The 14,150-nt window shown below is 44.6% G+C and carries 14 protein-coding genes; 7 read left to right on the forward strand and 7 right to left on the reverse strand.

Going from position 1 to position 14,150, the window contains the following annotated elements:
* Positions 1-8 precede the first annotated feature (8 nt).
* Positions 9-377, reverse strand: a complete 369-nt coding sequence (locus ACP7AA_RS02050; protein WP_426222497.1) for a hypothetical protein — start codon at positions 375-377, stop codon at positions 9-11.
* A gap of 147 nt (positions 378-524) precedes the next feature.
* Between ACP7AA_RS02050 and ACP7AA_RS02055 the strand changes: the two genes are divergently transcribed.
* Complete coding sequence (locus ACP7AA_RS02055; RefSeq protein ID WP_227670855.1) at positions 525-794, forward strand: hypothetical protein; 270 nt, start codon at positions 525-527, stop codon at positions 792-794.
* 81 nt (positions 795-875) lie between these two features.
* Here the strand turns inward: ACP7AA_RS02055 and ACP7AA_RS02060 are convergent, their stop codons facing one another.
* Both ACP7AA_RS02060 and ACP7AA_RS02065 read right to left on the reverse strand, forming a co-directional pair.
* A complete protein-coding gene (locus ACP7AA_RS02060) occupies positions 876-1,547 on the reverse strand; it encodes a GNAT family N-acetyltransferase (RefSeq protein WP_426222498.1) in 672 nt (223 codons plus the stop codon).
* A 107-nt stretch (positions 1,548-1,654) separates the two neighbouring features.
* Entirely contained in the window at positions 1,655-3,283 is a 1,629-nt protein-coding gene (locus ACP7AA_RS02065) for an FAD-dependent oxidoreductase (protein ID WP_426222499.1), read from the reverse strand.
* Positions 3,284-3,572: 289 nt separating this feature from the next.
* Between ACP7AA_RS02065 and truD the strand changes: the two genes are divergently transcribed.
* Positions 3,573-4,865, forward strand: a complete 1,293-nt coding sequence (gene truD, locus ACP7AA_RS02070) for a tRNA pseudouridine(13) synthase TruD (protein ID WP_426222500.1) — start codon at positions 3,573-3,575, stop codon at positions 4,863-4,865.
* A gap of 94 nt (positions 4,866-4,959) precedes the next feature.
* On the opposite strand, the gene ACP7AA_RS02075 is transcribed toward truD, so the two are convergent.
* Together ACP7AA_RS02075 and ACP7AA_RS02080 are read right to left on the reverse strand one after the other, a co-directional pair.
* Positions 4,960-6,537: a diguanylate cyclase gene (locus ACP7AA_RS02075; RefSeq protein WP_426222501.1), complete on the reverse strand. Its 1,578-nt coding sequence runs from the start codon at positions 6,535-6,537 to the stop codon at positions 4,960-4,962.
* Between the two features lie 244 nt (positions 6,538-6,781).
* Positions 6,782-7,663, reverse strand: a complete 882-nt coding sequence (locus ACP7AA_RS02080) for a PHP domain-containing protein (RefSeq protein ID WP_426222502.1) — start codon at positions 7,661-7,663, stop codon at positions 6,782-6,784.
* 224 nt (positions 7,664-7,887) lie between these two features.
* Here ACP7AA_RS02080 and ispZ point away from each other — a divergent pair, with 224 nt between their 5' ends.
* From ispZ to ACP7AA_RS02105, 5 genes are all read left to right on the forward strand, one after another.
* Entirely contained in the window at positions 7,888-8,439 is a 552-nt protein-coding gene (ispZ, locus tag ACP7AA_RS02085) for a septation protein IspZ (RefSeq protein ID WP_201563255.1), read from the forward strand.
* A 146-nt stretch (positions 8,440-8,585) separates the two neighbouring features.
* Positions 8,586-8,927: a YciI family protein gene (locus tag ACP7AA_RS02090; RefSeq protein ID WP_201563257.1), complete on the forward strand. Its 342-nt coding sequence runs from the start codon at positions 8,586-8,588 to the stop codon at positions 8,925-8,927.
* The gene (locus tag ACP7AA_RS02095; protein ID WP_426222503.1) at positions 8,924-9,487 is read left to right on the forward strand and encodes a hypothetical protein; all 564 of its coding nucleotides are present in this window, start codon (positions 8,924-8,926) and stop codon (positions 9,485-9,487) included. The genes ACP7AA_RS02090 and ACP7AA_RS02095 overlap by 4 nt, the downstream gene beginning before the upstream one ends.
* A 26-nt stretch (positions 9,488-9,513) precedes the next feature.
* The gene (gene mnmD / locus ACP7AA_RS02100) at positions 9,514-11,664 is read left to right on the forward strand and encodes a tRNA (5-methylaminomethyl-2-thiouridine)(34)-methyltransferase MnmD (protein WP_426222504.1); all 2,151 of its coding nucleotides are present in this window, start codon (positions 9,514-9,516) and stop codon (positions 11,662-11,664) included.
* Between the two features lie 131 nt (positions 11,665-11,795).
* Complete coding sequence (locus tag ACP7AA_RS02105) at positions 11,796-12,413, forward strand: hypothetical protein (RefSeq protein ID WP_426222505.1); 618 nt, start codon at positions 11,796-11,798, stop codon at positions 12,411-12,413.
* 108 nt (positions 12,414-12,521) lie between these two features.
* Here ACP7AA_RS02105 and ACP7AA_RS02110 read toward each other — a convergent pair whose 3' ends face one another.
* A complete protein-coding gene (locus ACP7AA_RS02110) occupies positions 12,522-13,199 on the reverse strand; it encodes a DUF4112 domain-containing protein (RefSeq protein WP_426222506.1) in 678 nt (225 codons plus the stop codon).
* Complete coding sequence (gene ubiA, locus ACP7AA_RS02115) at positions 13,192-14,109, reverse strand: 4-hydroxybenzoate octaprenyltransferase (protein ID WP_426222507.1); 918 nt, start codon at positions 14,107-14,109, stop codon at positions 13,192-13,194. The genes ACP7AA_RS02110 and ubiA overlap by 8 nt, the downstream gene beginning before the upstream one ends.
* Between the last annotated feature and the right edge of the window lie 41 nt (positions 14,110-14,150).

Genomic DNA, 14,150 nt, shown 5'->3' on the forward strand with positions numbered 1-14,150 from the left:
TAAACCTTCTAATTACCCAACACCCATTCATCATTGACTTGATAAACTTTAAAATTGGTCTTATTGGTACGGCTATTTCCTGCAATCGTTTGGGTAATATCAGCGGTACACATATAGGTATTATCGCCCTCGACGCTGTCACAGTTGATATTCTCGACGCGCTCAAGTTTTGGCATCATGCCTTCCATCATACCGCTCATGGCTTTTGCCATCTCATCATTGCCCGCATTTGCCATCGCATCATCTATCATGCTATTGGCTTGCGCATACTGCGCTTCGATTAACTCTTCGACCGTGCTTTCAGGAGGCGCGTTTGAACACGCCGCAAATAGAGGCGTCAATAAAGCGATTAGAACCAATTTTTTAAAATTATTCATACCAGTCTCAATGTATCTGTAATGTTACTTCACTATACAGAATTATGTCTAAAAACCCAACTTAATTTTAGAAAGCCTACTTAACCTTATTATAAATAAATTTCGTAGGGAAATAAGATGTAAATATTAAAGTGCAGCTAATGCTTAATGCTGACAGTACAATCGCGATACTGCTATGATGCGCTTAATAATGACCGTTGCGAGATGCTTGTGTGGCAGATGTATGTTTCCATATTACCGATTGGTCTGGGCATTATGACCTTGGTCGCAAGCTTGATTTGCTTGTTTGCTTACTTGATGTCTGATGATAACGCCACGCGCTTGCCCGCTTTTAACTGGTTTAAGCGCTTAATTATCGTGGCATTTCTACTATTGAGTGTCGGGCTATTTATGACCTTTGGACGTTTTTGGGGTTGATTGCTGCGGGGTTAATTACTTTGGATTCAGTTGAAGTGAGTTTAGCTGGCTGAATTGAGGTTAATAAGCCTAATTGGCTTATTATTGACTCACGAGCTTTTCTAATTCTAGTAATTTCAAGTCTTGACGTTTGGGTTCGCCATTATTACCATCGACGGGAAACGGCATGCTATTACCATTTAATTGATAACCGCGGCGCTGATAATAGGCCAAAAGCTCAGGACGATGACTTAAAATAGACATGGTCAGACGCGCAGGATGTTTATCAGGCGTTGGCGTACTTGATTGTAAGTGCCGCTGCGCAAACGTCTCAGCCGCCTGTAATATTTGATGACCGACGCCATGTCCTTGTAGCTCAGGCAGGACGGCAAACATACCGATATAGGCTTTTTTATTGCCAGCGCTCTTACTTATCTCAGCCTTGTCCTTTATATCGACCGCGATACAGCCTAATAACTCACCTGTTTCTTTACCATCACGTTCACCTGTCGTGGTTTTTGGATAAATAAAAACGTAATGTTTGGGGTCAGCAATAACGGCTAACAGCTCGTCTTTGGTGGTGCGAATACCGCCGATTAAATCTGCTTCATTGGTCCAGCCTTCCGCTTGCCGATAACAGCGATTTAGCAATTGTTCAAGTGCATCAATATCACTTGCCTCAGCTTGACGTAAAAATACGGTTGTTTTATTTAATGGTTTTTTATTAAAGGCTTCTTTATTCAGTGTTTCTTTATTAATGTGGTCTGTACTCATAACATCGGTTTTCCTTTTCCGTTTATTTATTATAAAAGCTATCGTATAAAAGGCTGACCTGAATAACCAAGCCAGCCTTTATAGTAAACCTTATGACCGTCTAAATGCTAGCGCGACAACACCTGTGCCTGCTCGATAATATCAAATCCTGCCTTAATTTGGGCGCGCGTTGGCGCATGACCACGGCGGAGTAGCTCAGAGAAGGCAATCAGCTCTTTGTCACGTCCGAGCGAGCTTGCGGCACTGGCTCGCGTGTCCTCCCCATCATCGTCAAAATAATATTCGATATAGTCAAGGTTATCAGGTGAGCCAAATAAAATGCCATTATCAGGCGTGGCCGCATGTCCGCTATAGCGTAGGCTTTTGCCATACTGCCCTGTCCAAAAGAAAGGAATACGCTCCGCTAACGAATCCACATTATCTTCATTTAAGATAGCAGCTGCTGTGACTAAACCATGTTGCAACGCTACGCGCCAATGCTCGATACGCATACGTCCCATTTGATTGGTCGCTTTAGCGATATCACCGAGTGCATAGACGCCGTCACGCAATTGCAAATGCTCGTCAACTTGCACACCATCTGGCGCGTTTACCTCATTTAATAGCTCAATAAGCGGTGCGACACCCGTTCCTAAAATCACCATATCGGCGGCAAGCGTGCTGCCATCTGATAGGGTAACGCTACTAACTTTAGCGCTTTTATTGTCAGTACTGTTTTCGCCAGCATTGATTTCATTAACGCCCGCACCAAAGGCAAAGTTAACGCCTTTATCCTCATGCAGTTTGATTAAAGCATTACTAACGGCTTCAGAAACGATATTCGCCATCACACGGCGACTACGTCCAACGACAGTGATGGAGGCAGCCTTCCCTGCCTCCATTAACGCCGATGCCACTTCCATACCTATAAAACCGGTGCCGACGATAACGACATGCTTATTATCACTGGCACTTTTAATTTCTTTGGCATCATCCATGCTACGTAGCGTATAAACGCCATCAAGCTCCGCACCTTTAAAAGGTGGTATTTTGGGCTCAGCGCCTGTCGCTACCACTAAGAAGTCCGCCGTTCGTTGCTCGCTTTTACCATCTGCATCTGTGATGACAATTGTGCGCTCATTAGGTAATATTTCGCTCACCGTTTGGTTTAAGCGCAAATCGATATCATTGTTACGTGCCCAGTTAGCACCACCAAGCATTAAATATTTCTCATCCATTTTACCCGCCAAAAACATTTTGGATAATAAAGGACGATTATAAGGGGCTTTATCGTCTTGGCTAATTAAGGTAATCTTGCCGCCATAACCGGTATGGCGCAGCTGATTGGCCGTCATAAAGCCCGCACCGCCGCCGCCAACAATAATGGTATGGGTATCCGTCATTTTGTCATTGGCCACGCGCTTATCTATCTTTGCGGCGGTATTGACGATTAAGCTATCGCCCTCATCGGTCAGCTCATACTGGGTCAAGCCGCGCATAGCGACCGGCTCTAATAACGTGCCATCGCGACTATCAAAGCTGCCATGATGCCACGGGCAAATAACGCGATTGCCACAGCGTAAGCCTGCGCCCAAATCTGCGCCAGCATGCGGACATTTACCATCAAAGGCGCTAAATTCGTCCTCATCACGCGTGATTAAAATGATACTATCGTCATCCTGTTTATAGGATTTCATGCCACCATTTGGAATGTCGGCTTTGCTAATGGTGACGGTATGAATCGTTGCATTGCTCATAAGTTATCCTTAACATTTAATATTGATCGTTATTGGTTCATGCTAAAAAATTCCTGCTGAAAACGTATTAATGTCAGCTGATTAAATCAATCAATACCGATAGAAATACGCGATTTAAAAAATCAGATACCTTGATAGTAGCAAGCCCATTTGACAGGCGCTGTTTATTTGTATGCTGCCTGCGTTGCAAAACGTAATTTTGACTTTTAAATCTTTAATGCCTTTTAAACCTTTAATACATATCTCGACCACTTTACGTTAAAACCTATAATCAAAAAAAGATGCCTTTATGACTTCTCAAGACGACAATGCAAACCTGAGCGCAAATTCTCAAGACGATTTAAATAACGACTTACTTAATAACGAAACGCTTGATGATAAGACATTTGATATCGCAGGCTTCGATATTAGCACCGCTACTGACACGGCTAAATTACCGCAGCCGACGCCGCCACCTTTAGCACAAGCAACTTATAAAGCCCTTGCCACAGATTTTGTGGTTAATGAGATATTGCCGCTCGACTTTACGGGCGAAGGTGAGCACTTATGGCTGCATATTGAAAAGCTGGGCATGAATACCGCCTATCTTGCCAAGCTGCTATCAGAATGGGCAGAGATTCCACTGCGCGATGTTGGTTACTCAGGGCTTAAAGACCGTCATGCGCTGACGACACAGTGGTTTAGCCTGCGGATACCTAAGAAGCAATTACCAGAGTCTGAATTTGCCCCAGTAGATATTAGCGCCAACGAATCGCTCACTATCCTTGCGCAGCAGTGGCATAATAAAAAGCTCAATCGCGGTACGCATAGAGCCAATCAATTTATCATTACTTTACGAGATATCCAGTTTGCGGACTTAGAAGTTACAGCGTCCGAGCAGGATTTACCGGCTAAAGAAAGTGACAAAAGTGCTGTCGAGCAGCATTTAGCCAATATCAGCATAACGGGCGTGCCCAATTATTTTGGCCCACAGCGCTTTGGTCGTAATGGTAATAATGTCAGAGAAGCATTGGCATTATTTGCCCGTCCAGCGCCAGAAAGTCGTCCGCAGCCCAAAAAGAGCAAACGCAAACAAGCGCCGCGCGAGCAAAATAGCATGGAGCTGTCTGCTGCGCGTAGCTTGATATTTAATGAGATATTGGCAGCGCGAGTACGCGATGGTAGTTGGAATGATGGACTCACAGGTGAAGTATTTAACTTAGATGGCTCAGGCTCGATATTTGCCAGTAAAGAAATAGATGATACTTTACAAGCGCGACTTGCCAGCGGCGATATTCATCCGACTGCTGTGTTATGGGGCGTGGGTAATGATAAAGTCAGCGGCGTAGCAGCCGCTATCGAAAATGAGATTGTGCAAAACGACCCATTATTACATCAGCTAGCTACAGGCTTAGAGAAGCGCGATATCAAAGCACAACGACGAGCGCTAAGATTACCGATTGAAGGATTAAGTTGGGAATGGCAGGACATAGATAATGAGCCTATATTGGTGCTGAGCTTTACCTTAACGACAGGTAGCTTTGCGACCAGTGTGCTTTCAAGTTTGGTTCACAATCTAAACACAGCATCAATAACGATTTAAAAATCAGAATGAATGGCTATCTAAATGCTTATGTAATGTATGTAAGCAATTAAATTGCAGATGATTAGCTAGTAGCGAAAGTTGCTCAAAGTTATTAGCTAGTAGCATAAAGGACGGCAATCTTATCTTTCTCTGCCGCTAGCACAGCATTGGCGCTGACCACTTGATTGCGACCACGATCTTTTGCCTCATATAAGGCTTTATCAGCAATGCAGATTAAGCGCTGACAAATATCGCTCGGCAGCTGCGCCTTTAATATTTCTGTGGCAGCGCGTTTTCTTCTATGAGAGATTCTTTTTTGGGCGCGGGTTTTTTGTGAGCTTTCTTTTTGCGTACTGGCTTTGTTGGTGCTAGCTTTATTGATGCTGGTTTTGTCGGTACGGGCTTTATTAATATCGGCCTCTTGCCTACGAGATTTCTGCGTTTCCGCAAGCGGCTGCGAACTTTCTTCTAATGCCAAGGCCCTATATTCACTCTGAATACGGGCGCGCTCCTCATGGGTCAGGGTATAAACCCCTATACTGGCAGTTATATTAAAATCCGTTCCATCATCGCTCTTGATGACATGTTGCGCAATATCTTGGCGCAGCTGCTTCGCAATGGTCATGGCACTATCATGCTGGGTATCGGGTAGCACAATCAAAAACTCTTCGCCGCCATAGCGACTGACAATGCTCTCTTCTGATAAAGATTTTAGTAGCGTCTGAGCAACCTCAGACAGTACTTGGTCGCCAACGTCGTGACCATAGTTGTCATTGATATTTTTAAACCAATCTAAATCCAATAAAATCACGCTAAAATCTTGCTTATCTCCCATTGCGAGCAGCGCTTGCTGCATCTGCGTCAAACCATAACGGCGGCTTTTTAACTGGGTCAATTCATCTTGATTGGCATACTGCATAATCTCAGCTTTACTGTTATCCAATATCAATAGCAGCGTGCGAAACATATAAATGATAAAAATTGCCTTTGGCAGCGCCATATAAATATGGGTGGTGCGCCAAAAAAATGCTGAAGACAAACGCAGTTGATTAAAGGTCTCCCAACTCAAGATTCCATTTTTAAAAATCGACGCAGAAATGGCATTTTCAATTGATGTCATCTCGCTATAAGTAAGATAGCTATAGCCATCTAAAGGAAAAGAGCTCATCGTCATTTGACGTAGATTGGGTATCGTCAAGCCAAAATAGGGAACCAAAGTGACCAGGAAAATCAGGACGATATGACCCAAAAAGGCTTTCCAGACATAGCGGCGACGTATAAGCATCATACCTAACATCGCGCCGCCAACGAGTGATACTCCCGCGACCAAACTACTGTGACCCATGACTAAAATGACCACGGCAATATAAAGGCTATAAAGCGTGACGATTATGGCTTGCCACTTATATAACGAATCCGTGTCTTTTCTAATCGGCGATAAGCGGCTAACCATCCAAGAAAAAAACAGGACCATCAAGGTGAGCCCAATCCACAAGGGATACAGCACATCCATATTTACGTAGGAGCCATAGATATCTTGGCGCCACCAGACAAATAAACACCATAGCCAATGCGATGACACTTCCAGCAAAATAAACAATGCCAGCAGCGATGCCCTATCAGCAGCTTGCCACTCAAAAATCACTCGCGAGAGTTTTCTGTAGCCTAGATGAGATATCGATACAGCCATAATGGGCTACCGCAGATAATGAAAGTTATTGAGCTAAAACCAAATAAAAAAAGTAAAAAGATGATTTATGTTAGATCTAAACTGACGCATTTAGTGTGGCAATTTTTCTTTTAATTATCAATCTGTTTAAGTGATTTATGCGTCAGTATCTGACACCTCATTTTGACCTATGTTTTTTAATAATGATTTTTAATTATATGGTCAATTTACAATGCCGAGTCACAGTATCGACTTATCATTTTAACTAAGCCAATGTCGCAAACGACTGCCAAATGCCCTGCTGTTCAGAGTGAAGGTTCGGCACGTCACCCAAACGTCGCCACGGCATATTACTGCCATGAAAGTCGCTACCGATAGAGGCGGCTAGCTGGTGTTCAGCAATACTGCGATCGACCATTCTACGGGTACTAACCGGTTCGCTATTCGCTGGTAATTCACAAGCATCACCGCCAAGCCGTGCAAACTCTTCAATCAGTTTACGTACACGGGTGGCCGAAAGCTGGTAGCGCGTTGGGTGCGCCAATACCGCCTTGCCGCCGCAAGCATGAATCAGCTCGATACCATGCTGCATTGTTAATGCTTCAATCGCCACATAAGCTGGCTTATTATCCGCCAAGTATTTATCAAAGGCTTTTTGTACGGTTTTTACGGCGCCGCGCTCAAACAACACTTGACCAATATGCGCACGCCCTACCGCTTGTGGATTACCGCCTGCTTTATCGAGTACAGCTTGCCATAACTCATCGTAATTAATATGTAATAGCTCACTGAGTTTTTCAGTAATCCGTTGACCGCGCGTGGCACGGCTGTCTTGCAATTGTTGCAAGGTGGCGTGCATTTTTTCACGATCGGTAAAATCAAGTCCAAGGACATGGATGATTTTATTGGTGGATTTATTTTTACCGTAGCCGCCGCTTAGCGTGTGCTCGCAGCTAATCTCAACCCCATTGATTAACTGTATATCGCAGGCCTCAGCCGCCGCGCGTGCCTCATCGATACCCATTAAGGTATCATGATCAGTCAGCGCCAGTACATTAATGCCAGCGTTATGAGCACGCTGTACCACCTCGGTCGGCGCATAGGTGCCATCAGAGCAAGTACTGTGGCAATGTAAGTCGATTTTCATAAAGCTGGCCTTAAGGTTTTGAATGTGTTGTTCATTTAAATATACTGGTGATACTAACTATATTATCAGTAAAACGAGCTAAAAACGGCGAAGGCATGGCATAGCAACAGCATATCAATAACATATCGAGGGCATATCGGACGATTATCAGGTTGATTGCTTTTTTTTGCGGCAGTAGACGTGTAAACTACCCCATACGTTTTTTGTTGGACATCCTATTTGCTATGAAAGCCTTATTAGACTTCATTCCGTTGATCGCTTTTTTTATTGCCGCGCGTTACAGTGGCATTTTAGCGGCGGCAGGCGCATTGCTCGTTGCCACTATTATTATTTATGCCATCCATTTTGTGCGTCAAAAAGGCAAATTTGATAAACAGCAGTGGGTCGTTTTATTATTAACCATCGTTTTTTGCGGTGGTACGCTGCTATTGCGTGACGACATCTATTTGCGTTGGAAATCACCTATTATCAACGGTATCTTTGCCTTAACGCTATTGGTCAGTGCGGCGATTAATAAACCACTGATGCAACTGGCCATGAAAGAGGTGTTTTCACTCACGCTGAGTGGCTGGAAGAAACTGACCGTCGCTTGGGCATTGTTTTTTGCCTTTATGGGCGTTCTGCATTATATCACGGCATTCACTATGTCTGATGAGGCTTGGATTAACTTCAAAACCTACGGCTGGATTCCGATTATGTTGGTATTCGTGGTTGCCCAATTTGCGTTGTTGAAAAATCATCTCAATCCAGCGTTAACCGACAAAACCACTAAATAAAAGCTGGTTTAATTATAAGACCTAGTTTAATCGTAAAAGCTGGTTTAATCATAATATATGATTTAAAAGTATAATGAGACATATCATCATTATTTTTTATTCTGGTTATTAGCGCTTTATTCATACTATTTACTTGAGGAAGCCCCATGTCCTTATTTGCCATTATCGGTCACGATGTTGCTGGTAGCAGCGCACAACGTCAGGTGACGCGCGCCGAACACGTTGCCCGCCTGCAAGTATTACAAAGCGAGCAGCGACTCATTATCGCGGGTCCAACGCCCATTGAACACGGTAAAAGCGAGATGTCAGGCAGCCTGATTATTGCTGACTTTGACTCCCTCGATGCCGCGCAAGCATGGGCAAGCGCTGAGCCTTATTTACGTGATGGCGTCTATAGCCATGTAGATATCAAGCCGTTTGTTCAGACCTTGCCTGCACCTACTGACAGCGCAGCAGATAAACCAGCCAATAAGGTAGCAGCATCGTGATTGAGCGGGCATTGTCATTAAATAATTCTGTTTCTAATCACGTTACTCATCATGTCGCTCATCATGATATTGCGCGCGCTTTTGGCCGTGTTGCTAACGTTAGTGTTGCTAGCCTATTGTTGCTTGCCAGTCTATCGGTACAAGCAGCGCCAACTGTGACCAATGATGATCCTGCGGCAGGAACGGCTACGCTAGCGCCTAACGCTGTATTAGCACCCAATACTGTTAATCAACTAGCGCTACCAAATACTGCCTCAAATACGGTGTCTACTATAGCACCGAACCCAACTGCGAGTGCTCAGCCTGCGACCAATATTAACGATACCTTAGCCGCGCAGCTACAACCGTCTAATAAAGCGCTCTCTGAGGCCAATCAAGAATTGCTTAGCCGTAATGCCCAGCTTCAGCGTCAAGTCAATGACTTACAGACGCAAGTAAACGTTTTAGTATATGAAAGCAAAGGTCAATTATTTTTATATGGCGCATTTACGGTGTTAATTAGCTTGTTGGTTGGGATTTTTATTTCGTGGTTGGTGTTTGTTCGCCGCGAGCGTTGGTAGCAAATCCTCTATAAATGTGATGCTTTATGTCCAAATTTGTGTCTAAACCTCAGTCTAAATCAGCTATATCTAAGCCTACCTCTTCCGCCGCGCATAAACCTTATAAAGCCACCAAACCCCCTAAAAAACCCGAACCGCCAAACGTGATTACCCCTGCTAAGATTGCATGGCAAACCGATGATGCTGGCAATCAAGTGCCAGTATCAGGGGAGTTTGGCGATGTCTATTTCTCGCACGCTGATGGCTTGGCAGAATCCCGCCATGTATTTTTAGCCCATAACCTATTACCCGAGCGCCTAGTAAACCTTGCCGACAAGCAATGCTTTACTGTTGCTGAATTGGGCTTTGGTACGGGCTTGAATTTTTTGGCGACATGGCAGCTTTGGCATGAGCTTCGTGCTAAAAAGCCGCATTTAACAAGCGCACGCTTACACTTTATCACCACTGAAAAATACCCCATTCCGCTTAACGACTTAACGCAGATACTCGCTTTATGGGCACAGCGCGCCCCCGAACTTGCTAAATTGATTGAGCAACTTTTAGCCAACTACCCGCCGCTTATTGCGGGCTGTCATCGACTAAATTTTATTGACGATAATATCACGCTTGATATTTGGTTAGGCGATGCGGGCGATAGTTTGGCAAGCTTAGGTGCGTTAGATCCCTCAGATATTTTAGATAATGATTCGGCTATTAAACGCCCTTATATTGATGCTTGGTTTTTAGATGGTTTCGCGCCTTCTTGTAATGAGACCTTGTGGGCAGAGTCGATATTTACCCAGATGCAGTGCTTATCACGTATTGGCACTACTGCTGCCACTTATAGCTGTGCTGGTATCGTCAAGCGTGGGTTACAAACTCATGGCTTCGAGATTAATAAGGTGAAAGGTTTTGGACGCAAGCGTGAGATGCTGACTGCAGTTATGGCTGACAACACTGATTCTTTAGCGCTGAATGACGATAACAATCTCTCCGTTTTGCCAAACCCTCTCAGCCATACAGTGGTGATTGGCGCAGGCGTTGCGGGACTACTCACTGCTTGGACACTGGCCAATCGCAGTATGACAGTCACCATAATAGATAAAGTCGCCCCACTTGCTGGGGCTTCTGGCAATCCGCGCGCCCTCCTCGCGCCGAACATGACACCCATTCATCATGTTTATGAGCACCTGCATTCTATCGGCTATCTCTATAGCGGCAGGCTGTATCGTTATTTTAATCAGCAAGCAGAGCTGCAGCAAACGCCGCCGATACTTGAGCAAACAGGTACGTTAGATTTGCTGATAAAAACCAATATTGGCACGGCGCAAATTGCCGATTATCCCAATGAGATGGCAACTACGATTACGATTGCAGAAGCGCGGCAATTAAGCGGCTTAAAAGCTAAAGACTTAGCGGACAATTTATATTTACCACAATCTGGTTTGGTCAATCCACAAGCGCTAAAAACCGTCATTCTTAAACACCCAAATATCAATTATCAGCAGCTTAGCGTTACCGATATCAAAGAGACTGCAGATAAAGTTATGGTGACTGGTGATAAAGAAAGTGGCGGTAATAATAATCAAAGCTCTATTACTATCTGCGCTGACAATGTCGTTATTTGCGCCGCGTATGAGAGCCATCAACTAGATAAACGTATCGTTGAATGCCGTACCATTCGCGGGCAATTATCTTGGTTTACGCCCACTGCTGAGCAGGTCGCTGCTCTGCCTAAATTACCGCTCAAATATAGTGGTTATTGCGCGCCCTTTATCGGGCAAATCGGTGATGCCGAGGTAAATAATATTAGCGACAATCAGCCGCAGTTTTTACTGGGTGCCAGCTTTGTAGATGCTGACGCCAGCATTGATATCCGTGGTGAAGAAAATCAGCAGAATTATGACAAATTGCTTGAGGATATTCCTGAATTAAGCAATGTCTTGCCAGACGATACCAGCGCATGGCAAGCGCGCGCCGGTGTACGCACGCAAACGATTGACTATCATCCCTTGGTCGGACGACTTGCGCAAAGCCGCCGCATTTGGACGCTCTCCGCCATGGGAGCAAAAGGTTATGCACTAGCACCGATATGCGCCGAAGCATTAGCAGATATGATGTTAGGCTGCTTTGCGCCTTTATCTGCCGTTACCTTAGCGCGATTATCACCCAATCGGGCGCGATTGCATAAAGCGTAAAAGGTAACAATTTAACGTTACGCTAGGGCATGTATTTATAACAGTATAGAAGCCGACTTGAAGAATAATGCTAGACTAACCTTAAAGCTTAAAATACTTAAATAACCATTATAAATGGATAGCTGTCTATTATGAAAACCGATATTTTTACCTTGGCAACATCAAAATCATCACTTAAAGCGCTTTCTATTGCGTTCTTAAGCCTATCACTGCTGAATGCTTGCCAAAAGACGCCCGAACCTGAAACCGTTAATGAAACTGCTGCTGAAGCAACCACCCAAACGACGCCAGTAAGCTCTAATATTAATGCACCGAAAGTTGCTGATGAAGATACTGACAAGTCTGCTGTTAATGCAGAAGCAGATATGAGCTTAACTGAATTGGAAAACGAGCTTAACGCAGCGGACACCTCAGCAAATAATGCCGCGATAGCGCCCAATCCAGAACAAGCCATCAAAGGCGCGCAAATCACTGATGTTAACTATCGCAGCGCCACTGGTGAGACGTTATTTGTCATCTTTGAAACCTCAGAAAAAGGCGTGCTTAACGCTATCGTTACCTTACCAAACAAACCAAAAATGACCTTGAGTGCGCCAGAAGGCCAAGGCAATAACCCTACTTATCGCTCAAACGATGGCAGTATTCAGCTGGTCAGTCATGGCGGTGGTAGCAGCATTGATCTTATTCAAAACAATAAAACAACGAGCTTTGAGGCCATTAGTGTAGAAGCAGAAGTTATCTCCGAATAATGTTATCAATAAAAACTTGGCTCGAAATTCGTTAAAGGTAATAAATTCAGCCATAAAAAAGGCGGCAAATATCATTAATATTTGCCGCCTTTTTGCTCTGCTTTACCTTTAGCCAAAACCAGTGGTTTTGCCAAACAGACTGACCAGCCAGCTCATCATCGCCCATAAGCCCCAGCCGATAACCACAATAACGATTAATCCCAATAGGTCAGGAATGTGCAGATATAACCAAGCAACGACAGGGTTGCGCCAAAAGAACGCAAAGCGACTTTGCTGCTGCTTATCTTCCAATGATTGATGCAAAAACGGTCGATCCATATGCATGGTTTCGGTGATGCCGTATTCATCGTGTAGATGCTCATGCACGATGCTCAATGTCTTGCGACTAGGGCGAATAAAAATATCGAGCACGGTACCAATACCAGGTACGATGCCAACCACCATATCAATCAGTGCCAATCTAACAGCAGGCGTCATTTTATGCGCAGGGACGCCCAACTGCCGACCTAATATAAAGGCATAGCTGGTCAACGCCAATCCTGCCAAATCACCTGCTAGCGGAATGGTCGAAAGCGCCGCATCGGCGCCCATGCCTTGTTTGGTAAAGGGCACCCGTACGAGGGAATCCATGGTATTGGCAAACTTAGCCAGTTTACGCTCGGTCGCGATAACCTGCTCACGCGTTAACCCATGCTCAGCAAGCTTTGCCTGATAATCAATAACAGGCGCATTAATAGCAGCACCCTTTTTCGCTTTTGACTTTGAGAGCTTCTTAAAGTTATCCATTAAAAGTCGTCCATAGGCAAGCGATTGCGATAAAAGCAAAGACGTAACGTCCTACCCATATATTGGCTAAAAACGCCTGAAAACATGCCAAAGCTTGACGGGTGGCACAAGCGCTGTTTTGCTTGGCAAACATCATCGCCACTAACGCCAAACCAAATACCGGTATCACGCCTACACTGGTCGGCGCAAAGTAATGCCACATAACCGCACCCATAATAAGTAAAAATACAGTTTGTAGCAGCGAGATGATAATCACATCGTAGCGACCAAATAATATCGCTGTTGATTTGACGCCAATTTTTAAATCATCCTCACGATCCGCCATCGCGTACTGGGTATCATAAGCCACTGTCCAACACATATAAGCGATAAACAATAGCCAACACCAGATATCAGGCGCGCCTTGTATCGCGACATAGGCCATCGGTATCGCCCACCCAAATGCCGCGGCCAAAAACACTTGCGGCAAATGGGTAAAACGCTTCATAAATGGATAAATAAACGCCAATATAACGGCGCCAAGCGACCAGTAAAAAACGGCAATAGGTAAAAAGAACAGCAAACTGGCACTAAGTAATACCAATATTAAGAATGCAGCAATGGCTTCTTTAGCAGATAAGCGCCCGTCCGCTAATGGACGGCCTTTGGTGCGGCTGACATGACCATCGACCTTGCGGTCAGCAAAGTCATTGATTGCACAGCCTGCCGCCCGCATAAAAATCGCGCCCAGTGCAAAAATTACAAATACCTTTAGACTCGGCAAACCTGCCGTTGCCCCTTGCTGCTGCGCCTGACCCATCGCCGCCAGCATTACACCCCAAAGCGTCGGCCAGAGTAATAGCTCTATACCTACGGGTTTATCAAAGCGCGTTAATTGCAGGTAGGCTTGTAATTTGTCGTTAAATGTCATGGTTTTTTATTATCATCTATAGGAATTTTATATACTTTTTT

Origin of the sequence: Psychrobacter sp. DWR1-2-3 (assembly GCF_049896465.1) — a bacterium.
GTDB lineage: Bacteria > Pseudomonadota > Gammaproteobacteria > Pseudomonadales > Moraxellaceae > Psychrobacter > Psychrobacter maritimus.